This window comes from Crinalium epipsammum PCC 9333, from assembly GCF_000317495.1.
In the GTDB taxonomy this organism is placed as follows: Bacteria; Cyanobacteriota; Cyanobacteriia; order Cyanobacteriales; family PCC-9333; genus Crinalium; species Crinalium epipsammum.
Genome location: NC_019753.1, coordinates 2,766,909 through 2,789,686 on the forward strand (window position 1 = coordinate 2,766,909; position 22,778 = coordinate 2,789,686).

Consider the following 22,778-nt stretch of genomic DNA (forward strand, 5'->3'; position numbering starts at 1 on the left):
GGGGCAGAGGGGCAGGGGAGGATATTAGCTGTTAGTTGTTAATTGTTACTGCTTGTACTTTGTCACCATCTTTGAGATAACCAGCGCCAGCGACAATTACGCGATCGCCTTGTTTTAAACCGCTCTTGATTTCAATTTTTGCAGTGGATAAATCTCCGCCTCCCATAGTTGCACCAATTTCTACAGGTCGAGCGCGGGCTGTATTCTCACCTTCTAAAACATATACAATTGCTTTACCATTTTCTTGAGGTAAAACAGCTTTTGCTGGAACTGTTAACCCTTGACTTTGCTCTACAGTAATCCCAGCTTGCAAAAACATTCCTGCTCTTAACAATGGACTAGCAGGTAAATCAATTTTGACTGTACCTTGACGAGTCTGCTGATCAACTATTGGGGCAATTTCTCGCACTTTGCCTTGTAGCCGAATACGACTATCAGAATTACTGTTGACTATCACAGGTGCGCCGATAGAAATTTCTTTAAGTTGTACTTCTGGAACTTTTGCTTGTAGTTCTAAATAACTGTTACGAATAATTGTAAATAGCTTTTGATTTGCGGAACTAATATCGCCTACACGGGCAAATCTTTCGGCGATCGCACCACTAGCCGGAGCAAGTACTTGAGTTTGTCCTAACTGAGTTTGAATCTGCTGTAGCCGTGCCTGACTGCCGCGAACTTCGGCGATCGCACTATTAATATTAGCTTCTGCGCTACTAACATTAGCTTGGGCGCTACTAATACTAGCTTGGGCATTACTAACATTAGCTTGAGCCGCCCTCACTGCTTCAGCAGCAGTTGCTACCGTAGTACTTCGCGTCTCTAACTCTTGAGTAGGAATTGCCCCTTGATCCGCTAGTTGTTGATACCGCTTGAGACTTTTTTGAGCTTGCACTAAGTTAGCTTGATTTTGCGCTACAGTTGCTTGTGCTTGTCGCACACCTGCTCTAGCTTGCTCTACAGCAGCTTGTGCTTGTGCCAAAGCTGCTCGCTTTTGTTGCACACCAGCTTGGGCAGCTTCCAACTTAGCTACAGCATCACTTAATTGGCTTTGTAGTACAGAATTGTCTAATACTGCTAATATCTGTCCTACCCTGACAGTGCTACCTTCATCTGCTAAAACTTGCTTAATTTGTAAGCCTGAAGTCTGCGGTAAAACTGGCAACATATCATAAGCTGCAACAGTTCCTGTGGCTTCTAAGGTACGAGCTACCGAAGTAACCGCAACTGGCGCTAAAGTTACGCTCATTTGCGCGGCTGTTTTTGTTGTCGTAGTAGTTTTAGCAACAGGAGCAGCAGATTTAGGTGCTAGTAAGCGCGTACCAATGATCGCCAAAACTATACCAAGCACCATACCTACAAATACGCCTCGTTTTCCCGCAAACCATCCAGATTTAGGTTTGTCGTCTACAACGCTGTCAAATTCATCTAACTCAAACTCGTCTGGTATCTCCGAGGGAGTAATTAGCGTTTCTGTCCTCTCATCTGTTGGTTCATCTGAAACGTATTTGTAAGTCACAGTGATCTCTCCCTCGGTAGAGCAATTTTAACGCTTCGGATTATTTAGTTAAGAAAGGCTGAGTAGGGCGATCGCACCAAAACCATAGCCAATCCAGCCAAATATAAAAATCAGGTTAAAATTAGATATCTGTAATTAATATATCTCCTTATTATATCGGTTTGATATAAATGTTAGAACTTGCTACATTAGGCTTACTGCTACAGGAACCTTTACACGGCTATCGCTTGAAGCAGCAGCTAGAAATATTTATGAGTGGCTGTATCAGCGCCAACTATGGCTCAATTTACCCTTTATTAAAGCGGTTAGAAGAAGGCGGTGAAATTGCGACGCTAGGAGAGGAGGAAGGGGAAGCTGGTTCAAATCGTAAGATTTATACTATTACCGATCAGGGGCGCGATCGCTGGCGAGAAAAAATGCTCGCTCATCCCCAAGAAAGTTGGGTAAACAGCCGTTCTCGCTTCTTAATTAAGTTTGTCTTTTTTAAGTATTTACAGCCAGCAGAACGTATCAAGGTGCTGGAACATCGTTTAATGGTTTCTAAGCTGCGTTTAGAAACTCCTGAACCGGAAATTATTCCCACAGATACATATAAAAAGTCAGCATGGAAATATGCCATGCAAGTACTACAAGGTGAAATTAATTGGATTAACGAACAACTTACAAAGGAAAAAGCAAATATTAGCAGTGACGAGTTAGCAGTTACTAATTTGAAAAATTAATAGCTAGGACTTATAAATTTTCAGATCCCAGTAAAAAATAACAACCTAACTACTATTAACCGTTAATAGCTAACCGCTCATTGCTTCTTTAACATAAGAAACAGCGAGGGGTGTAATTTTTTCGACAATTGTGGCAATCAAAGAGCGTTCCTCATCAGTCCACACTCTCGGTTTGCCAAACATAGATGGTTGCAGAACTCCCCATAGTTGACCATCGTGGCAGATATGAGCGTGAATTAATGCTCTGTGTCCAAAATTTTTCTGCTCAAAATCTTTATTTAGTACATCTGGAGTAGCTGTTTGCACATCTTCAACAAATATAGATGGTGCAGTACGCAAAGCAGCCGCAAACATAGGATCTTCATCAGGTAAAGATGAGGGTTCTTCTTTCCAATCAACATCAAGTACAGTCGGAATATCAGCACTGCGGCACCAGCAGAAAGGCACTTTACCCATGCGTGTGTCAGGATAACGTAAATAAAGGAAAGTGCGATCGCATTTTAATGCCTCAGCCACAGCAGGCATTAATTCGGAAAACATAGCATCTGGATCGCTATTACCTTCAGAAATTTTATCTAAAATCGCTTTAATCGCTTGGTGTATCATCAGTTAATAAAATCTTTGTGTCTTCGTGGTGATAATCTCTATTTGACCACAAATAGACATCTCTAAAAAAGAATGTAGAGACGTTGCATACATCTCTACAAATCTTGTAGTTAACACACCTTTAATTTCTGGATATTTCTAATCCACTAAGACACAAAGATCTAGAAGCGGAATGTGGTTCTGAGAGTACCAATAATTACATCATCGCTAGCTTGATTTTGATTAAGAGCCGTCAGCACAATCACACCAGGGGTAATTGACACATTATCAGTCAATTGGTATCTGTAGAAACCCTCAATATGCAAAGGAATATCATTAGTTGGTGCAGGGCTATTTGAGAAACCTCCTAAATAAGGTTCCGCACCGACGATAATACCTCCAAGATTTCCCTTCTTACCCAAATCAGGAAAAGCTAAAGCGACAGCGTAATTCCAAATCTCAGCTTTATCAACAGAAAGGATATCTGCTTTGGTGTAACTAAACCAACTATTAATTGCTAATCTGGGGCTAAGTTGAAATGAAGCTTCTACACCGTAAGAATTTGCTTGTACTGGGTTGTCAGCAACACCAAGTAGTGTACCTGGGTTATTTGCAAAAACCGTACCAGTCGTGCCACCGCTTATCCTACCTTGACCAGAAGGACCTCCAAGGTTAAAGATTGGGCCTCCAAGGGTATGATAGCTGTTGACGTATGTTAAGCCTAGCTGAAACCTACCCCCAGGATTCAAGTTAAGTTGCGCTAAAGCAGCATAGTCACCATCAAATAAGCCATTACCTTGAGTAGGAATAGCTGCATTAGAATTACCACCAGCCAAATAACCTACACTTATTCCTAAAGCATTACTAAGTTTGTAGCTGAGTCCTGCACCTGCGCCACCACCAATGGAAAAGATGGGATTTTCTTCAGCAAAATGAGAAAGTGCGCCATTAGCTCCAGTGAAGTCCTCTAAGTAAGGGTTAGCTGTTGAAAGAACGTAATCACTATGTATACCGCCATAAGCGACTACATAAGCCTGAAACTTATTTCCTAGTGGTAAGTAGTATGCTAACCAGTCAAGAATAATATTGTTGCCAGCACTACCGCCAGTTAGATTGAAAGTTTGCGTACCTTCACCCGTACCGCCTGGTACACCAGCTATGTCGATATCTGGTACCATTGTTTGATTAGCATTGCTAGCTGCCAAACGGGTATGTAATACATCCTTACCAGTAAAGCTGGTTTGAAAGTCTATACGTACACGATCTTGTAATACGGTTTCAACGTTGTTGTTTTTTCCTAAGCCATCAGTAAGAGCAAAAACTGCCTCACCGACTAATTTAGTAGTAGTAGAAAACTGACGTTGTTCTATAAAAGCTGTCCGACCTTCTAGATTATTTACCCGTGTACCTAAAGTTGCTAGTTCTGTACTAAATTCTTCACGTAGCCGTTGCAGTGCTTGTAAATCGCTTGGGGCAGGACCACCAGTTGTACCTGGTGGAGTTCTCGCAATTAAAGCTTCAATTTGTCTCAGACAAGCATTTAAACCAGCAGCAAATTCATAGCGTGATAAGGCACGGTTGCCGCGATATGTGCCATCGGGATATCCTTGCAAACATCCGTAAGTTTGTACAACGCGAGAAAGTGCTTCATAAGCCCAGTCAGAAGGTTGCACATCTCGAAATTGGGAAACGTTGGTGACTTGACCTAGATTGTCTTGTTGATCGTTGCTATAGCGTTGGATTTGTTCTAAATTGTTGCTGTTAACAGGATCTGTCTGTTGTATAGCGGGGTTAGCTTGAGCTACTTGTTGTAGTTGTCCTAGATTTTGATTAGCTTCAATTTCTACTTTTAAGGCTGAAGTTTGCTCACTAAGCTTTAAGTCTTGATTGTTTAAAGCTATATCTAATACGGCTTTCGGCGTAGACTCCGTATCACTCCGACTTGGCAAATTTAAATTATTTTGATTAACACTTGTTGCTGAAGGCTGGCTAGATTCAGCCACAGCAGGTTTTAAGCCAAATGAATAAGCTAATAACATTGCTGAATTAATCAGCAATAGTTTTCCCAAATATTTTTTCATTGCTCCTCACACCTTTACAAGTATTACTACTTATAGTTGCCCCAATTCGTTGTAACCAAGGATACATTACCAAAGTTTAATTGCGTAATTTTGTAATACCTGATACAAAATTCTTGCAAAGATTCTATCTCAAGCTAGATGAGAAAACAAGATATTCATAAACTTATAGCTTAATTGTGGCGTGGACAACGTTTTTAAGACTGCATAACAAATTTTGAGCTTAAGTTTATAGGAATTACCCAGAACCAAGAAGATTTCTAATTAACACTACTCAAGACAGAGGTAAGGAAAATTCCTCTGAAAGAGTGTAAATAAGGAGGGTAAGGTAGCAATTAACAATTAACAAGATTTTTTGTCTGGGTTTAACTTTGGGAAGTTATGGGGGGTAACCAGAAATGGAAATTCAGGGAAAACAACCGAATGAACAAAATCAGGGTGATGCTGAACGCTGGGCATCACTGATCGGGGGTGGCGCACTTGTACTTACTGGTTTAAGACAAGGCTCTTTGAGGGGTGCGCTGATGGCGATCGCCGGAGGTGGTTTAGTTTATCACGGTGCAACTGCCCAAAAAAGTGTAACAGAGCAAGCAGGAATGAATCAAAATATGAAAGTTGAAAAGACAGTAACAATTAATAAATCAGCAGCAGAATTATATCATTTTTGGCATAATTTTGAAAATTTGCCAAACTTTATGAAGCATCTTAAATCCGTGAAGGTATTTAATGAAACGCGATCGCACTGGATAGCTAATGCACCACTGGGAGCAAGTGTCGAGTGGGATGCAGATATTATTCGCGATGAAGAAAACAAATTAATTGCTTGGGCTTCAGTTGAAGGTGCAGATGTTGATAACTCTGGCTTTGTACGCTTTACACCTGCCCCTGGTGGACGTGGTACGGAAGTAAAAGTTGTGATCGAATACAGCCTCCCAGGAGGCGTTGTTGCAGCTACTATTGCTAAACTTTTTGGCGAAGAACCTGAACAGCAAGCGGGAGATGATTTGCGTCGCTTTAAGCAATTAATGGAAGCGGGTGAACTTGCCACTACAGAAGGTCAACCTTCTGGCAGAAGTAAGTAATTTTGATGCTAATTTTACCAGTTGAGGAGTGCATGAAGTCGAAAAAATATTTAATCGAAAATATGAGATTGCGCCAAATTTTGAGCGTTTTTCTTGCTGCAATTACTCTATTGGTAGTTAATGCTTTTACCTTTAACAATCATCTACTAGCATTAGCTGAAGATTCCCAAAAAGTACCGGATTATTCTCTACAACTACAACTAACTGCTGATAATATCAAACGTCATACAGAGAATAGCTCAGGCGAATATCTGGGTGATAATGCTCAATATCAGATTGAAAAAAAGATTGATCAAGCCAGAGATCAGCTAAATGTTGATAAACCTATTTCTGAAAAAGCTAAAGATTTAACAAATTTAGTAACCGGAAAACCACAAAAAAATCAGCATTAAACTGTAGCTGGAATTAATAAAACCTTATCAATTTACCCCAAAATTTGTGTTGAGAAATTGAATCGAACAAGATTTAATCCATAATTTTTGTTATGGAGAAGAATCTAAAGATTGATAATTGAATTGTTCAGTTACTAATCGCTAATTACTTTATTCAAGGAGATTATCGAAATGAAAGCACTTTGTTGGCATGGATCAAATGATGTTCGGGTGGATACAGTACCCGACCCCAAAATCCTTAATCCCCGTGATGCCATTATTAAAATTACCTCGACGGCGATTTGTGGCTCAGATTTGCATATTTATAACGGCTTCATTCCTAGTATGCAGTCGGGTGACATTCTTGGTCACGAATTTATGGGGGAAGTGGTCGAAATTGGTAGTGGAGTTAAGAATGTCAAAAAAGGCGATCGCGTCGTTGTTCCTTTCACTATCGCCTGTGGGAATTGTTACTTCTGCCAACAAGATTTATGGTCACTGTGCGATAACTCTAACCCCAACGCTTGGATGATTGAACCGATGTACGGTCATTCACCATCGGGATTATTTGGCTATTCCCACTTATTCGGCGGTTACGCAGGTGGTCAAGCAGAGTATGCGCGAGTACCATTTGCTGATGTCGGTTTACTAAAAATTCCTGATGGATTAACCGACGATCAAGTTCTATTTCTGACAGATATTTTCCCAACTGGATATATGGCAGCCGAAAACTGCAATATTAAACCAGGAGACGTAGTAGCAGTTTGGGGTTGTGGCCCAGTTGGACAGTTTGCGATTAAAAGTGCATATATGTTAGGCGCAGAAAGGGTAATCGCTATTGACCGCGTTCCTGAACGTTTGCAGATGGCGAAGGAGCAATGCAACGCAGAAGTAATTAACTATGAAGAAGTTGATGCTGGTGAAGCTGTTAAAGAAATGACTGGAGGACGTGGCCCAGATTCAGTTATTGATGCTGTAGGACTCGAAGCACACGGAACAGGGGCGGATTCACTCTACGACCAAGTGAAGCAAGCAGTTCGTTTAGAAACAGACCGACCAACCGCACTTAGACAACTTATTGTCGCTTGTCGCAAAGGCGGTCATGTATCTGTAGCAGGTGTTTACGGTGGCTTCCTCGACAAAATTCCAATGGGTGCAGCATTTAATAAAGGTTTAACCTTCAAAATGGGACAAACCCACGTTCATAAATATTTGCGCCCGTTATTGGAACGAGTCCAAAATGGTGAAATTGATCCCTCGTTTGTGATCACTCATAAGCTACCTTTAGACCAAGCACCGCACGGTTACAAGATTTTTAGGGATAAAAAAGAGAACTGCATCAAAGTTGTACTCAAACCGTAAGGTTACAGCATGGAAATTGAAGAAAGCATCAATGGCGATCGCACCGAGATGATTAACCGAAGTCTTGCAGAAGTTTTTCGCTTTGTTGAAGATCTCGAACAGCAAGTAAAAGAAAATGGTAGTAGCTTCCAGCCAGTTCTAGAAGTTGCTGAGAAAATCGCCGAAACTGACAACTTTGAGCAAAATGAATCGCTGTTCGATTTCGGATTTTGATTAGTAGGTGTAAATAGAAACTGACTTTTTTCTCGGTTGACGGGGAGGAGTCGGCAACTAATTTATCTCACGACCTTTTTAACTAAAACAGAACTTACGCAGAGATCCCCCTTAAAAAGGGGGATTTTGAATTTTTAAACCCTGCTAGGGGGATCTAGGTTTTAGGCTTTCAGTGCGTAAGTCCTAATGGTGTTAATTTTGGACAACTAAAAATTGTCAGTAAAATCCAACCCAGCAGATAGTAATGCCCTTCACAACTAAGTCCTGCTTGTCTACCAAAATTTTCCCGAATTTCTGGACTGTAAAACTTAATCCCACCTGGGGAAAATGGTACTTGCTGAGTATCAGCTTTTATTTTAATAATCGGATCTACTAAATAGAACTTTCCACCAGGTTGTAAAACTCGACTAACCTCTGAAAAAACTTTTTCTGGATTGGGATAGTGTATAAAGCTGAGAGTATTAAAAACGGCATCAAACTGACCATCAACAAAGGGAAGTGCTTCAACATCACCTTGTAGATAAATTAGTCGGGGGTGATGGCGGTTATTTTGTCTGGCTTGACTAAGCATTTCAGCCGAGAAATCAAGTCCTGTACCGCTTAGTTGTGGAAAGTGGGTAGCAAGGCGATCAAGTAGTTTACCAGTACCACAGCCGAGATCAAGGATATTAGGATAATCGGGCAACTGGACATATTCAAGCAACCGTTTGTGAATAGCTTGGTAAAAAACTGATGTAAAAATTAAGTCATATCTCGATGCCCAAATGTCAAAAAATTGCTGTTTTTTATTAAAAGATTTGTTTGTCATTTTGGGTGATCTAAGTTGAAAACAGTCCAATGCAATTAATTTTGCTCGCTGCCTCCAGATATACCTCTTTAGAGTAGGCACTTAAATTAAAGGATAAGTATCTAGAGAGAAGTAACCCAGTGTTTATATTTGCTTTCTTTATAAGAAGTTATCAGTTGGTTATTAGCGATGCAAGTTGAAACTAGAGAAAGTTCTATCAAAAGAACAGATTTATTCAGAAGTTTAATTATTGGGGGTATTATCGGTATAATCGCTGGTTGTCCTCTAGGCTGGTTTGCTCATCAACTCTACTCTCAACAGCGTTCAGCCCAAGTTTTACTTTGTAGGCAAAAAAACGTAGGTGCGCCCAACCTTGAACAAATATGCGGTTCTACATATTAATTTTTGGTAGCCTCAAGTTAATACCTTTGATGGTTGAATATAATGAGTTTTTACCAAACAGGTTGCAAATTGGGGCTATGCACCTATAGCTGATAAATTGCGTGTTAGTTTGTGTTGAGATTATAGAAAAAATACTATTTTTTTAGGGGATTTATCTCCTAAAAAATAGTTGATTTATTTATATAATCTCTATCTGGCACAAAATATTTTCTAGCCCAAAAATTATGTACAATTATAATTATTGTTTAAACAATATCATTAAGGTAGCGATAGTTGGTAGTACAAGAAAGACTGAAACTAACCGCTTGCCTAGGTTGCGTAAAAACGGGATTAAGATAAATGACCTTCATCCCTCAGCTAACCTACTGTTTAGCCTGATAAACTTAACTACTCCTTAGCGAGATTTTCTTTGTAGCCGAATCAGTTCATTTTGAACTTTCTTTTGTAAATCAGAATCAGATTGAATTTGAACAGTAAGGCTGTTGAAACGGGAAATAGTTAAGTCGTTGCTTTCAACAATTTTTTTTGATTGATTACAGTAATTAGCTGCAATTCCCTGGGCATTTTTAGGAAGACCTCTGAGACTTTGTTGTTGATTACAAACAATACCAGGTACAGAACCAACGATTTTTTTGATTTCATCGTATGCCGATAGACGCAATGGTTCCATTGCTAATACAGCTTTAGCATAGTTTGCTAATTCTGACTTACTTACATCTTGTGCGTAAGCAGAATTACTTAAAACTAACTTAGCGGAGTTGCCAGATAAACCAGGTACTATGCCGGATAGTAAGCCAACACTAGCTAGAGTGGCGACGATTACGGCAGAGGCGCAATTGCGATTGAAGTTACGAGGAGAGTTGTAGTAAGCCATCATTTATACAAATTACAAATAAAACACGATTCATTAAAACCCACAGGGTTCATATTGTTTGAACTATTTTAAGGAAGAGAAGTTCCAGCAAAGTTTTATTTTTAGGTTGGAGTTAAAACATTTGGCTTCATCGGTGAAAGATTTGACACAGTTCGATGACTTTAGTTTGTAGGGTTGACATCGGATCTGCTCCTCGTTTGAGGCTAATTTCTAACTCTAGCAGTATTGGTAGCGTGGAGGTGAGTTGGTTTGAGGAAATAGCTTGAATTTCTTGGCGCAGAAAGTAAATGCGCTTGGGGTTACTGATTTCGGCGGCTGATGCGATCGCTTTTTCGTCTCTCTCTCCATCTTCCATCATAATCTTTACCCATAACCAAGTGCGAAACTGCCCGATTAAAGTAGCAACAATTCGCAAGGTGGGTTCATTATGACTAATTAAATCAGAGACTAGCTGCAAAGCTTGAACAGTTTTGCCCTGCCTGATAGCTGCGGCTAACTGTAAGCTATTTTGAGTAGTGGCATTAACTAAAGCAACCACAGCTTGCTCGTTAATAGTTGCTGTAGTACCCGCGTAAAGCTGTAACTTTTCTAGTTCATTGTATAGCTGCCGAGTATCATTACCTACAGACTCAGCTAAAAGTTCGGCAGCAGAATTATTAAGTTTCACACCGACTTGCTGTGCGGCTTTCCGCACTTGTTGCACTAATAATTCGGTTTTCCAGGGAGGAATTTGGGAGAATTCCTGAATTTCTGCGTACTTTTCCAGTAATTTAGTAGATTTGAGTCTACGATCTGGTTTATTGCCGCTAGTCAGCAACAATACCGCAGACTCAGGGATAGCTGGTAAGGTACGCTCTAATTCAGCTAATAATTGTTCAGAACATTGTTGGCAAACATTAGTATCCGCTAACCAAACCAAACGCTTACCCATGCCAAAAGCTGGTGTCATCGCTTGGTTTAAAGCCAAGATAATAGCATCGGTTTGTTCTGGGGAGATTTTGTCATAGTTAAAGCTAGCCCAATTAGGATCGAGAACTGATCCCCGTAGGGTATCAACAGCTTTAGAAATCGCAAAGTTATCATCTCCCCAATAGAGGTAAATTGACATTACAGGAAAAAGTGCGATCGCGAGGGGATCAAGATTGGACGAGAATTATCAAACTTATTTAAACAGAGTGGCACGGCAGACGCTACCCGTCACTTACGAATCACTATTACAACATATTCAGGAATCACCTAAATTTCAGCCACATCCCAATGGTGGCAGAAAAGCAGTACCTTTTCCTGGCTACACAGTAATAACCCCCCCTTCGGAGGAAGATTCAACAAATTCTGGAATTTACCAGAATTTACAAAATTGTCAAGAGCAGCTATTACAGCAGCTACCTAATTTAATTGTGCCTATACCTGCTTCTAGCTTTCATTTAACGTTGGCAGATTTAATTTGGGATAGCGCCTACCGTGATGCTGTTAGCCATAACCCTGATTTTGAAGTGCAATTGGGTTCCGCTATTGCTAAAAGTTTTGAACAGTGTAAAAATTCCTCTACCAGTGGCAATCCTATTCGCTGGCAACTGCTAGGGTTAATAGTTATGCCCCGCGCTATAGGCGTTAGTTTAGCACCCAAAGATGAAGATGCTTATGAAAGAATTTTGCAACTGCGACGAGCTATTTATCAAAATCCTAGTTTAATTGCCCTTCGGATTGAACAGCAATATCTCCTTAATGCTCATATCACGCTTGGGTATTTTGGGGAAATTTCACCGGATTTAGACCGCGATCGCCTCTCTCAAATTTTATCTGATCTCAATAACCAATGGTTAGATAACCCCCAAGAGTTATTAGTAGAACAGGCAGAGTTGCGAAAGTTTGACGATATGACCAAATACTATCGTGAACAGGATTACCCAGTTTTAGAGTTTTAATAACTGAGAATGTAGAGACCGATCATGGTCGGTCTCTACAAATGTACCTTTTATTTTGTAGTTGATGGTTATTAAAAGAGACGCATTGCCCCTACATCCAATTCTGCTACAAAGTTTTGCAGTTATTGACCGAGAAATTGGGAAACATAATTTTAGTGCAGATGAATATGCTATTGTACGGCGGGCAATTCATAGTACGGCTGACTTTGAATTTGCCCAGCTTATACGGTTTAGCAATAATGCGATTGAAAGTGCGATCGCAGCTATTCAACTTGGTACGCCCATAATTACAGATGTCAGCATGGTTAAACATGGCGTTAGCACCTTGGTATCACAAACCTTTAATAACCCTTTAATTAGTGCAGTAGAACAAGCACAAATAGCATTACCTGGAAAAACTCGCACTGAAACAGGTTTACTTAAGTGTTTAGAACAATTTCCTGATGCTATTTATGTAATTGGAAATGCTCCCACTGCTTTATTAGCTCTTTGTGCTGAATTACCTTCTTTAGCTGTACAACCAGCAATAGTAATTGGTGCTACTGTTGGTTTTATTTCTGTAGTAGAATCAAAATCTGCATTAGCTGAGACATCTTTACCTCAAATTCGTATAGAAGGGCGCAAAGGTGGTTCTCCAGTAGCCGCAGCAATTCTTAATGCTTTGATGGTTTTAGCATGGGAACGATGAACAATTAACAATTATCAATTATTAATGACGGTAGAACCAGCATTTATACATATCGTTGGTATTGGTTTAGATGGGGAAGCTGGGCTTAGTGATACTGTTAGACAGATTGTTCACCAAGCTAGTTTATTAGTAGGAAGCGATCGCCACTTAAGTTATTTTCCTACTCACCCAGCCCAACGTTTGATTTTGGGTGATTTTAATCAAGCAATTGCAGAAATTAGCCTACGGCTAGAAATTGACCCTAAAATTATCGTTATTTTAGTAAGTGGCGATCCGCTTTTTTTTGGTTTGGGGCGGTTGCTGTTAACAAAATTGCCTGCTGAAAAACTTATTTTTCATCCCCAGCTTAGTTCAGTTCAACTTGCTTTTAACAAAATTAAAGTATCTTGGCAAGATGCCCGCGTAATTAGTATTCATGGGCGTTCCTTAGATGAATTAACCAAAACATTGCAGCAAGGTAGCGATAAAATTGCTGTATTGACAGATGCTACTAATTCTCCTAGTGCGATCGCTCATTTGTTAGAATCTTTAGACTTAGCAAGTTCCTACAAATTCTGGGTTTGTGAAAACTTGGGAGGGGAACAAGAACAAATTCGCTGTTTACCTATAACAGAAATAAAATCGCAAACATTCGCAGCTTTAAATGTAGTAGTTTTGCTCAAAGATCCAGCAGTCACTCAACCAATAAATTTAGACAATTTACCGATACTAGGTTTACCTGATTCTACCTTTATTAGTTTTAGCGATCGCCCTGGTTTAATGACTAAGCGTGAAGTGCGTATTCTGATTTTAGGAGAACTCGCACTCCAACCTGAACAAATTATTTGGGATATTGGCGCTGGTACTGGTTCTGTATCTATAGAAATTGCTCGTTTATGTCCTAATTCTCGCATTTATGCGATTGAAAAAACATCTGCTGGTAGCACATTAATCGAGCAAAACTGTCAACGTCTACAAGTAGAAAATGTTACATCGGTTTATGGCACAGCACCGGATATTTTAGCTAATCTACCAGCACCAGACCGTATTTTTATTGGTGGTAGTGGTGGAAATTTAACAGAAATTTTAGATACCTGTGAAACTGCACTAAAGAATAGTGGTGTTTTGGTATTAGCTTTAGCTACTGTAGAACATCAGCATACAGCAATGGAATGGTTGCGCGATCGCACTTGGGAAACTAATTTATTACAAGTACAATTATCCCGTTCAGTTCCCATCGCATCTTTAACCCGTTTTTCCCCCCTAAATCCTGTAACACTTATCACTGCTACACGCGACATAATTAGTGGTCTATAACTGAGGAATTTTCATGTAGCGGGGCGCAGTCCAGAGTAAGTAGTGAATTAAAATTGTTTAAATAAATTACATATTACATACTAGCGATCAACTATCATACTCCTCAGTTAAACTGGAGATATTAGCCTTTATCTTTTCTGTGAAATATATGACTCCAATAAAAAAACTTAACTTAGTTTCAGTTAGTGCTATATCAGTGATAGCTATGATTTTTGCTGTTATTCCTGTATATGCACTACCAGGACAAAATATTAACACTGTCATTAAGTGGGTAAAGACTAAACCTCAACTTCCAAGGATCAAATATAACAGCGAAGCGCATGGTTATGATGGTACTAAGAAAAATTTGTATTTTTATGCTGATGTCCCTTCTCAGAATGGAACAGTAGTTAAAGAGGGAATAACTGTGAGCAATGACTCCAGTATAAAATTTACTCAAAAAAATGCCAAGGCTGTAAAATTAATTCAAGATATTTATAATTCCACCATTTCCAATGACTTCCGCACCTCTAAGAATGTGATTAAAGTTGGTCGAGACCAGTTTCTTCGAGGGACAAAATTTGGCTACATTACTGCGGAAGTTCAGGGGGGTTCGGCATGGCAGATAACTTCTTTAAAAACCTTGCAAGAAGAAATCAATAATGCCAAATATTGCCAAACTCATCAATGTGATGTATAAGCTAATCTCTGTATTTGGTTAGTAAAGACGCGCACGCTACGCGAACGCGTCTCTACATTATTCTTAAACAAAGTAAGGTTTGAGGATCAATAACATTATTGCGGTTGCTAGTAAGCAAAGTAAACCACTAGCACCAGCTAAAGGTTTTTCTGATACCCCAGTAAGCCATTGGGAAGCCTTGCCTGTGTAGCTAATCATCTTAGCCGTATCCAGACAAGTTAAACCCCAAATCCAGCCTGCATGGAGTCCACAAGCTAACCATAAACTACCACCATCTGCCCAACGTGCCAGAGTGAGTACCATACCCATCAACCATAAACCAGGTAATTGTGGCAAAGTTTCTTGGCGTTCCCAAAGCAGGTGTGTAACAGCAAATATTAAACTAGCGATCGCACCTGCTACCCAAACTGGATAATCTTGGTTTAGCTCATTCTGTAAAAAACCACGAAATATTAACTCTTCTGTGGTACTAATCCATAACCCTAACAATAATATTGGCAGTAATACCTGGAATAATTGCTCCCGATTTTCCCAATGCCAATTAACCCAACCCAGTTTCCATTGCACAGCAAATACAACTACTAAACCAATAACTCCTAAGCCTAAGCCTAGTCCTACTGATATTAGTAAGAAAGATAAATCTTGTATTTGTAGACCATAATCTAAAAAAGATACTCCCTCTACCCAAGATGCCCCCCAAACAATAAGGGGCGCAATTAGGTAGAGAGAAGCAAGTAAAGGCAGTTTTTGATCTGCCGTAAATAATTTAGCAGAACGCGATCGCAGTAGTAATCCCAAAGGTATCAATATCGGCAACCACAGCAATGCCCAACTGATGAAAAACACCAAAATTTTCAAAATAGCTGGATAAGCTGTCAATGAAGACAGCCATTTGGCGGTTGCCTGATTAAAGATCACCATTGTAACTGCTAATAATTTCAGAGAAGCCTAATTTTAAACTAGATCAAAGAATAGATCTTGTATAATCCATCCTTAACTAGAAATTAATCCTCATCATCATCATCATCAGCATCATCGTCTACTGCTTTGCTTTTATCGCCATCAAGTTGAATCAGGTGAATATGCTTATAACCCAACTTAATTTCAAACTCATCACCTGATTTTAAGCCCATTGCTTCAGTGTAAGTTGCACCGATAACAATTTGACCATTTTTATGAACGCTCACGCGATAAGTAGGTTCGCGACCACGACCATCTTTTGAGCCTTCTGGATCAAGAGGAATACCCTTAGCTTCTAACACCGCGTCATAAAAATCTGTTAGATTTACGCGCGTCTGCTTATTCTTAGTGTTGGTGTAGTAACCACACTGTTTTGCTGTTTCTCGTCGTGGCAGGTGTGAGAGTTCTTTTACTTTTTGAAGCAGTTGTCTTCCCGTTAAGGGACTTGTTGCAGTTTCCGTCATTACCTTACCAAATATCCTTAAACTTTTAGGTTGCTTTACCTAGTTTTTAGCCAATTAATGGCTATATAAAAAATATATCGTCAAACACCAGCAAAATAGCAACAAATTTGTAAATTTAATTTTGACGTGAAAATTTTTAGCAAGGTTAATTTTTCCTATTCCTGCTCCCAGCTTTTGTTTTTAGTAAATCAGGGTATCTAATAATGAACCTGCCTATTCAGTCAACCTGGGTTTAATAAACAAGCTAGTACTTGTCTATAGTTACGCTTAACCAGTACTACCTTATAAGGATTTACGGAGATCTCATTGCCAAAATTTCGAGAAAACTTGGATATGCAGCTTAAAAATAATAAAATTCTCTCTTCAAAAGCTAGGATTGAGGGATTATATAGTAAAGAAGTAACAATTATCGCCTTTCAGCAGGCGGAGAGCAAACCGCTAGGCAGATGTGTAAAAATAATAATTAGGTAATTCTGATAGTTGGCTAACTTTCAACTTGCTCCTTCTGGAAGGATTATTGAGTCGGTAGCACCTGAAAAAATTAATTTAGCAGGTATTATCCCAGTTAAGCAAGCAGGCATTAGACTTGACACTTAAAGCTGAAAAGCCTTGCCAGAGATAACTCGTAGCTATTTTAAAAACCCATAAAGTCTGCTTTTTAAGCCTAGATTTTAGGTTTGGGCGTAAATAACTGTAGAGAGGATTATTTAGGTTGCTCAACAAAGAATTATCTTAACTGTAAGAATTGTAAAGTATAAAATAAACGTTTGTTAAGATGCAAGTACTTTTTAAAATAACTCGCCAACCGGAAAATTCCCCTGCCAAAATTCAGACTTATACTCTGGACGTAGATCCTGCCAACACTATTTTGGATTGTCTGAATCAAATTAAGTGGGAACAGGATGGTAGTTTAGCTTTTCGCAAAAATTGTCGCAATACCATTTGTGGTAGTTGCGCCATGCGGATTAATGGTCGTTCAGCATTAGCTTGTAAAGAAAATGTCGGTAGTGAACTAGCTCGATTTCAACAAATATCGGATTTAGGTATCCCAGAAATTACCATAGCCCCGATGGGTAATATGCCCGTAATTAAAGATTTAGTGGTAGATATGCGTAGTTTTTGGGATCATTTGGAAGCAGTTGATCCTTATGTAAGTACTAATGCTAGACAGGTTCCAGAACGGGAATTTTTACAAACACCAGAAGAGCGATCGCGCCTCGATCAAACTGGTAACTGTATCCTCTGTGGAGCCTGCTATTCTGAATGCAATGCTCGTGAGGTCAACCCCGATTTTGTCGGCCCTCATGCCCTAGCAAAAGCCTATCGTATGGTAGCAGATGATCGTGACGATCAAGTAGAAGAACGTTTAGAAAAATATCATCAAGGTACTCAAGGAGTTTGGGGTTGTACGCGCTGTTTTTACTGTAATACTGTTTGCCCAATGGATGTAGCACCATTGGATCAAATTAGCAAGATTAAACAGGAAATTCTTGACCGCAAAGATAACCAAGCTAGTCGTTCTATTCGTCACCGTAAAGTTTTAATTGATTTAGTTAAAGAAGGAGGTTGGATTGACGAACGCAAATTTGGTCTCCAAGTTGTGGGAAACTATTTTCGGGATCTAAAAGGCTTGCTTAGTCTTGCACCTCTCGGATTAAGAATGCTAGTGCGGGGTAAATTTCCATTAGTTTTTGAGCCTTCAGAGGGCGCGCTAGAAGTGCGATCGCTCATTAACGCTGTTCAAGCCTTGGATAGTCAATCCTCTTCCTCCCAATCAATTAAATCAGAAGATTAAAACCATGAATACAGAATCTAATCCACCCAATCAACCAGCACCCACAGAGAATTTCAATCAACCGGAACCCGCTTTTGGTTGGACTGCTTATGCAGAGCAAATAAACGGTCGTTTTGCAATGGTAGGTTTTGTGGGTTTATTAATACTAGAATTTTTTACCCGTCAAGACTTTTTTACTTGGCTAGGTTTGCGTTAGGAATAATTACAACTGATGTGAGTTTTTGCAGGGGGAATCTTAAAACTTCTCCCCTCGTAGGGCAGGGGTTGGGGAGAGGTCACGCAATGAATCCGCGTTCCAGTCTTAGATATAGCAACTGCCAGAGCAGTTAAGGCATTACACCTCTTGTTCTCAATCACAATTTGGTTTTTTTATCGCAGATGAGAGCGGATAAACGCAGATTACGCAGATGTCAATCAAGATTTGATCCGAGCGAGTTCGTTTATTTTAATGGTAGATAAGTTTAACAAGGCGCTTAAACTTATTGTCCTAAGCACCTTGGCGACTACTATAATATTGCTCAATTAACGAATTGTCAGCGAATATCTGCCTTGCCCCCCAGAATTAGCAGCATTAACAATCACGCGATATACACCATCACGGTTTAACCTACCCCTGATTACAGCAGTAGGATTGTTTTGGCTGGTGTTATTATTTTCAGCAATCTTTTGACCATTCGGCGCAACCAAAATTAGATATGGATCAAAATCAGTGCTTTCCAATGTAATAGTCACAGCTTGACCAGCGCGACCTTGGAAGGAATATGCTCTGTAGGGGCTGCCATCCGGTAGCCTGGGCGCATCAGATCCTAAAATGCCTGTTTGTCGCAAAATTGAGCCTTGCGGCTGCACTTGATTAGTAGCAGTACCCGCATTTGCTATTCCTCGGATTTGGTAATTACCAGCTTGCCCTCCTTTATAAGAGTTAGCAATTACGAAGTAAGTCCCCGCTATTGGTAGCTTTCCAACAATTCTGGCATTTTTACTACCCCCACCATTATCATCCTGAGCTAATTGACTACGGTTAGGCGCAATAAGAATTAAAAATGGGTCAATCTCTTGACTCACCATATCAATTTGTACCCGTTGACCAGCTTGACCTTGAAAGCTGTAGATTTCAAAAAAGCTATTATCGACTGGTAAAATATTATTGCCTTTACCCAAAAATCCTCTAATCGTAGCGCCATTTAAAGGCAGTGCCTTAGCTGTTTGACTACCAGTAGTTGGTTGCGCCCTTTGAGCAGTGCGAGCCGCAGTTCCTTGACGTACTGCGGTCAAGAAAGGTTGAATGCGGTCAGTTGAGATCGCAAAGCCTAGACCAATGTTACCGCCTGTATTACCATTGGTAAAAATTGCCGTATTGACACCAATTAATTCTCCCTGACCATTGAGCAGTGGCCCTCCAGAATTGCCAGGATTAATTGCGGCATCTGTTTGAATCAAACCGCGCTGTTGATCTATCCGGCTGACAATACCAGTGGTAAAAGTTCCCTGAAATTGACCAAAGGGATTACCTATAGCAAATGCTCGTTGACCTACTTGTACAGAATTTGAACGAGCAAAGCTAATAGTAGGTAAATTTTTCTGCCCACGAATTTTAAGAACCGCTAAGTCTAGTCCGTTGTTACCAAAAGCAACAATATCTGCTGGCAAACGCCGACCATCTGCCAAAATTACGGTGAGAGTGCTACGAGCGTTTTGCACAACATGGGCATTAGTTAATACCAAACCATCTGAGCTAATAATGCTGCCGCTACCCGTAGCGTTACCAGCACTGACAGATACTACCGCAGGACTGGCACGTTTATAAACGCGGATATTAACTTGCTCATCAGCGTCTTGGGCAAAGGCGTTGTTTGACTGTGGATTGCTAAAGTGGGATGAGTCTAGCAGGTCAACTGGTGCGATCGCATTAATACCATTAACACCAATAGCAGCGATCGCAGCTAATATTCCCGAAGTTCCAAAACGTAGATATTTGCTACTCATGCGATATTTTCACAAAGCCCGTGGTTTTGTTTTAGCATATTGTGAGCATCGAAGCTAACTGCCTGGTTCTCTAAATACTTGACTAATCTATTATTTTAGTGTTCCTCATTCTCCAGCGACATTGCCTCGATCTACAACAGCAATGTGCCATTGACCTAACTCGCTAGTTTCAAAAGCTACATAACGTCCATCGCCTGTAATTGTCGGATGACGCACTGAACTACGACCGTTAGCAGTAAGCAATTGCGGACTTTGAGTTTGTCGGTCATAAACTAAAATATCTGTTTTGCCACGCTCTGTAGAAACATAAGCAATAAACCGACCATCCGCACTTAAAGCAGGTTGATCCTGGCTAGAATCACGCCGATTAAGATTAGGTAAATCTACCAGACGCTTTTCCTGTAAGTCGTATAAAAAAATGTCTCGATTGTTATTGCGGTCAGAAGCAAAGGCTAAATATCTGCCATCACTGCTATAGGCTGGATACTCATCCGGCATTCGGCTATTAATGCCTCCGGTAAGGATTTGTGGCGGATTAAACAGTTGCGTATTAATACAGGCAGTGAGACTCAGAGAAAGCACAATTATATATAAATGTAGAGACGTTCTATGGAACGTCTCTACATTTGACCGCACCTGTTTTTTAAGGTATATAAGTAGGCACATTTATAGCTTGACCAGCACGATCATAAATTACAATATCCCACTGACCGTTAGCACTAGATTCAAAAGCGATCGCACTACCATCTGCACTAATTGTGGGATTGCGAACTTCTGCTGCTATATTTTCTGTAAGATTTCGTAATTGACGTAACTCTCGGTCATATAAATAAATTCCAGATTTTCCCTGACGGTTAGCAGTAAAAACAATATAACGACCGTCTTCAGAAACAGAGGGATCATCTGCGATCGCATCGAGGGAATTTAGCCCTGGAAGATCCACTAACCTCTGTTCTAGAGCATCAAATAAATATACATCCTGCCTACCACGACGATCCGAAATAAACACAATATAGCGATCGGCAATTTGAGGTTTTAACTCAGCCCCAGGACTATTTAAACTCCGTCCCCCTGGATCAAAAGGAAAATTTAACAAGCGACTTGAAGCCGTACAACTGCTCAACAAACCAGCAATGATAACAGATAAAAAAAGTATGAAGCGTGAATTGTCAAGTCTAAAAACAAAAAAATTACTTTTATTAACTATATTTAATGCCTTTTCATGATTCATACTTCAAAATTTTAGCGTCGGCTACCATCAGAAATATCTAGCTCAATATTAGTTCCCCTGTCTAGCACTTCAATATCCCATTGACCGCGACTACTACTTTCAAACGAAATATAGCGACCATCAGGACTAATACTAGGATTACGCACCCAACCACGATAACCGTTGCTAAGAACTTGTGCAGATCTGGTGCTGCGATCGTAAAGTTCTAATTCTGGTCGTCCTTGCTCACTAGAGATGTAAACAAGATATCTACCATTACGACTAAGACTAGGAGTTTCTGCGATCGCCTCCGCTTTATTTAATCCTGGTAAATCTACAAACTGCCGTTGCTGCAAGTCATACATCAGCAGTTTGCGCCTACCATCTCTGTTAGATACAAAAGCAACATAGCGACCATTACCGCTTAAAACTGGTTGCTCATCTGTATAGCGACTATTGAGAATTTCTGGCGCAGTTGTATTTCTTACTTGACTACAAGCTGAAAATAAACTTACCAGACTCAACCCCAAACTTAAATTGATTAACTGGCGGATTGCCAATTTGAAAGTGAATTTGCCCACTTTAACACTTCTATCAATTAACAATTATCAATGGGTGTGGTTAAAACTGAGTAATTATTAATCATCCTGCTTGTCCCCCTGGTTTCAATAGCACCAGCTACTTATAACCACAGTGTTAATTACCCAAAACTAAAGTTGGGGGCTATAAATCAACAAAGACATTTAGATTTTCCATAACTCAAGACGCAGGCTTGCATCTAAAAATTGTTAATTGATAATTGTTAATTGATTACTCGTCCTCTGGGCGATCTATTGGTTGAAAATCCACATAATCTGTTGGAGTTACTTCCACATCTCTTGGCTGATCATAGCCAGGATCTTGAGGAGGACGACGGCGAGTTTTTCTAGGTCTAGAGCCAATATCTGAAGTTGATTCTTCAGAGTTAGGAGGACGGCTACCGCTTGGGCGGCGTGGTTTTTTGACTACATCACCTGAATCATTTGCCCAATCATCTTCAGAACGTTCTTCAGAACGTTGAGGGTAATTCCAATCATCTTCAGAGCGATCGCCCCAGAAATCTTCTTGTCGTTCAGGGGGACGTGATTCCGGTTTCGGACGACGCTTGCGTGGGCGTTCTCCAGTACCTAGTTGATCATTACTTGTTCTTCTCTGCGGACGGCTACGAGTTTCTCCTTCATAATCATCACTACGACTACGACGGGGTTCACTTCTTCCAGTCAACCTGCGGTTAGGTGGTCGCTGATCGTAAGATTCTAGCTCCTCTAACTCGGCTTGATATTCATAAACCCGACTTACAGGGCGATCGTCGTCCACAATCGGTGTATTGCGCTTGGCTTGCTCCGTAGCTACACCCCGCATCCGAATACTTTCTACCGCAAAAAAGATCGTCGAACCAGTCAGAAGAAACTGACCAAATTGCAAAATTGGGTCAAGCCGCCATCCTTGGAATAGCAGAATGAACCCACACAACAAACCAATTGCTGCAAAGAAAATGTCATGGTCTCTTGATAACTCTGGACGTGCCGAGCGCAGGAGATATAATCCTGCACCTGCTACTGCCAAAAAAATTCCTAAAAGACTGGCTGAGTTAAGCCCAAAATTTACCATTTCTGCTCTCCCAAGTCAGATCTATGTTAACGAGTAGATAACAACCATTGGAACGCTGGCTAGGCATCTTGAGTTCAGACCTCATGGGAGGGCGAGACTGATCAAAAGCTACCAGCTTGCCCTTGTATCAGCT

Annotated in this window: 25 protein-coding genes; 12 read left to right on the forward strand and 13 right to left on the reverse strand. The window is 40.3% G+C overall.

Annotation, left to right across the window (positions count from 1 at the left end):
- Positions 1–31: 31 nt before the first annotated feature.
- Positions 32–1,516, reverse strand: a complete 1,485-nt coding sequence (locus CRI9333_RS11980; RefSeq protein WP_015203436.1) for an efflux RND transporter periplasmic adaptor subunit — start codon at positions 1,514–1,516, stop codon at positions 32–34.
- A gap of 170 nt (positions 1,517–1,686) precedes the next feature.
- On the opposite strand from CRI9333_RS11980, the gene CRI9333_RS11985 reads away from it, so the two are divergent.
- Positions 1,687–2,238, forward strand: coding sequence for a PadR family transcriptional regulator (locus tag CRI9333_RS11985; protein WP_015203437.1), 552 nt, complete (start codon positions 1,687–1,689; stop codon positions 2,236–2,238).
- 69 nt (positions 2,239–2,307) lie between these two features.
- Here CRI9333_RS11985 and CRI9333_RS11990 read toward each other — a convergent pair whose 3' ends face one another.
- Both CRI9333_RS11990 and CRI9333_RS11995 read right to left on the reverse strand, forming a co-directional pair.
- Positions 2,308–2,844 carry a GAF domain-containing protein gene (locus CRI9333_RS11990; protein WP_015203438.1) on the reverse strand — a complete coding sequence of 179 codons (537 nt, stop codon included), beginning with the start codon at positions 2,842–2,844 and terminating at the stop codon, positions 2,308–2,310.
- 161 nt (positions 2,845–3,005) lie between these two features.
- Complete coding sequence (locus tag CRI9333_RS11995) at positions 3,006–4,904, reverse strand: iron uptake porin (protein WP_015203439.1); 1,899 nt, start codon at positions 4,902–4,904, stop codon at positions 3,006–3,008.
- 395 nt (positions 4,905–5,299) lie between these two features.
- Here CRI9333_RS11995 and CRI9333_RS12000 point away from each other — a divergent pair, with 395 nt between their 5' ends.
- The 4 genes from CRI9333_RS12000 (at position 5,300) to CRI9333_RS12015 (ending at position 7,929) form a co-directional block, all read left to right on the forward strand.
- Positions 5,300–5,983 (forward strand): SRPBCC family protein, encoded by a 684-nt coding sequence (locus CRI9333_RS12000; protein WP_015203440.1) that lies wholly within the window; start codon positions 5,300–5,302, stop codon positions 5,981–5,983.
- A gap of 5 nt (positions 5,984–5,988) precedes the next feature.
- Complete coding sequence (locus CRI9333_RS12005; protein WP_157462317.1) at positions 5,989–6,375, forward strand: hypothetical protein; 387 nt, start codon at positions 5,989–5,991, stop codon at positions 6,373–6,375.
- 171 nt (positions 6,376–6,546) lie between these two features.
- Positions 6,547–7,716, forward strand: a complete 1,170-nt coding sequence (locus CRI9333_RS12010) for a zinc-dependent alcohol dehydrogenase (protein ID WP_015203442.1) — start codon at positions 6,547–6,549, stop codon at positions 7,714–7,716.
- A 9-nt stretch (positions 7,717–7,725) separates the two neighbouring features.
- A complete protein-coding gene (locus CRI9333_RS12015) occupies positions 7,726–7,929 on the forward strand; it encodes a hypothetical protein (RefSeq protein WP_015203443.1) in 204 nt (67 codons plus the stop codon).
- A 169-nt stretch (positions 7,930–8,098) separates the two neighbouring features.
- Here CRI9333_RS12015 and CRI9333_RS12020 read toward each other — a convergent pair whose 3' ends face one another.
- Positions 8,099–8,737, reverse strand: a complete 639-nt coding sequence (locus CRI9333_RS12020) for a class I SAM-dependent methyltransferase (RefSeq protein ID WP_015203444.1) — start codon at positions 8,735–8,737, stop codon at positions 8,099–8,101.
- Between the two features lie 168 nt (positions 8,738–8,905).
- Between CRI9333_RS12020 and CRI9333_RS12025 the strand changes: the two genes are divergently transcribed.
- On the forward strand, positions 8,906–9,118 hold the full coding sequence (locus tag CRI9333_RS12025) for a hypothetical protein (protein WP_015203445.1): 213 nt from the start codon (positions 8,906–8,908) through the stop codon (positions 9,116–9,118).
- Positions 9,119–9,512: 394 nt separating this feature from the next.
- On the opposite strand, the gene CRI9333_RS12030 is transcribed toward CRI9333_RS12025, so the two are convergent.
- Positions 9,513–9,995 (reverse strand): DUF4168 domain-containing protein, encoded by a 483-nt coding sequence (locus CRI9333_RS12030; protein ID WP_015203446.1) that lies wholly within the window; start codon positions 9,993–9,995, stop codon positions 9,513–9,515.
- Positions 9,996–10,119: 124 nt separating this feature from the next.
- The gene (gene holA, locus CRI9333_RS12035) at positions 10,120–11,100 is read right to left on the reverse strand and encodes a DNA polymerase III subunit delta (protein WP_015203447.1); all 981 of its coding nucleotides are present in this window, start codon (positions 11,098–11,100) and stop codon (positions 10,120–10,122) included.
- Positions 11,101–11,134: 34 nt separating this feature from the next.
- Between holA and CRI9333_RS12040 the strand changes: the two genes are divergently transcribed.
- From CRI9333_RS12040 to CRI9333_RS12055, 4 genes are all read left to right on the forward strand, one after another.
- Positions 11,135–11,917, forward strand: a complete 783-nt coding sequence (locus CRI9333_RS12040) for a DUF1868 domain-containing protein (RefSeq protein WP_015203448.1) — start codon at positions 11,135–11,137, stop codon at positions 11,915–11,917.
- Between the two features lie 64 nt (positions 11,918–11,981).
- Complete coding sequence (locus CRI9333_RS12045) at positions 11,982–12,605, forward strand: cobalt-precorrin-8X methylmutase (protein WP_015203449.1); 624 nt, start codon at positions 11,982–11,984, stop codon at positions 12,603–12,605.
- A 24-nt stretch (positions 12,606–12,629) separates the two neighbouring features.
- Positions 12,630–13,901, forward strand: coding sequence for a bifunctional cobalt-precorrin-7 (C(5))-methyltransferase/cobalt-precorrin-6B (C(15))-methyltransferase (locus tag CRI9333_RS12050; protein WP_015203450.1), 1,272 nt, complete (start codon positions 12,630–12,632; stop codon positions 13,899–13,901).
- A gap of 148 nt (positions 13,902–14,049) precedes the next feature.
- Positions 14,050–14,580, forward strand: a complete 531-nt coding sequence (locus tag CRI9333_RS12055) for a hypothetical protein (RefSeq protein WP_015203451.1) — start codon at positions 14,050–14,052, stop codon at positions 14,578–14,580.
- A gap of 63 nt (positions 14,581–14,643) precedes the next feature.
- Here the strand turns inward: CRI9333_RS12055 and CRI9333_RS12060 are convergent, their stop codons facing one another.
- Entirely contained in the window at positions 14,644–15,501 is an 858-nt protein-coding gene (locus CRI9333_RS12060) for a CPBP family intramembrane glutamic endopeptidase (protein WP_015203452.1), read from the reverse strand.
- A gap of 83 nt (positions 15,502–15,584) precedes the next feature.
- Entirely contained in the window at positions 15,585–16,004 is a 420-nt protein-coding gene (locus tag CRI9333_RS12065; RefSeq protein WP_015203453.1) for an AbrB family transcriptional regulator, read from the reverse strand.
- A 775-nt stretch (positions 16,005–16,779) separates the two neighbouring features.
- Here CRI9333_RS12065 and CRI9333_RS12070 point away from each other — a divergent pair.
- Entirely contained in the window at positions 16,780–17,799 is a 1,020-nt protein-coding gene (locus CRI9333_RS12070; protein WP_015203454.1) for a succinate dehydrogenase/fumarate reductase iron-sulfur subunit, read from the forward strand.
- 4 nt (positions 17,800–17,803) lie between these two features.
- A complete protein-coding gene (locus CRI9333_RS12075; RefSeq protein ID WP_015203455.1) occupies positions 17,804–17,995 on the forward strand; it encodes a chlorophyll a/b-binding protein in 192 nt (63 codons plus the stop codon).
- A gap of 326 nt (positions 17,996–18,321) precedes the next feature.
- On the opposite strand, the gene CRI9333_RS12080 is transcribed toward CRI9333_RS12075, so the two are convergent.
- The 5 genes from CRI9333_RS12080 to CRI9333_RS12100 form a co-directional block, all read right to left on the reverse strand.
- Positions 18,322–19,785 (reverse strand): trypsin-like peptidase domain-containing protein, encoded by a 1,464-nt coding sequence (locus CRI9333_RS12080; protein ID WP_015203456.1) that lies wholly within the window; start codon positions 19,783–19,785, stop codon positions 18,322–18,324.
- Positions 19,786–19,890: 105 nt separating this feature from the next.
- On the reverse strand, positions 19,891–20,451 hold the full coding sequence (locus tag CRI9333_RS12085) for a TolB family protein (RefSeq protein ID WP_015203457.1): 561 nt from the start codon (positions 20,449–20,451) through the stop codon (positions 19,891–19,893).
- Positions 20,429–21,016 (reverse strand): TolB family protein, encoded by a 588-nt coding sequence (locus CRI9333_RS12090; RefSeq protein ID WP_015203458.1) that lies wholly within the window; start codon positions 21,014–21,016, stop codon positions 20,429–20,431. The genes CRI9333_RS12085 and CRI9333_RS12090 overlap by 23 nt, the downstream gene beginning before the upstream one ends.
- An 11-nt stretch (positions 21,017–21,027) precedes the next feature.
- Positions 21,028–21,576: a TolB family protein gene (locus tag CRI9333_RS12095; protein WP_015203459.1), complete on the reverse strand. Its 549-nt coding sequence runs from the start codon at positions 21,574–21,576 to the stop codon at positions 21,028–21,030.
- Between the two features lie 229 nt (positions 21,577–21,805).
- Positions 21,806–22,645, reverse strand: a complete 840-nt coding sequence (locus CRI9333_RS12100; RefSeq protein ID WP_015203460.1) for a Ycf66 family protein — start codon at positions 22,643–22,645, stop codon at positions 21,806–21,808.
- Between the last annotated feature and the right edge of the window lie 133 nt (positions 22,646–22,778).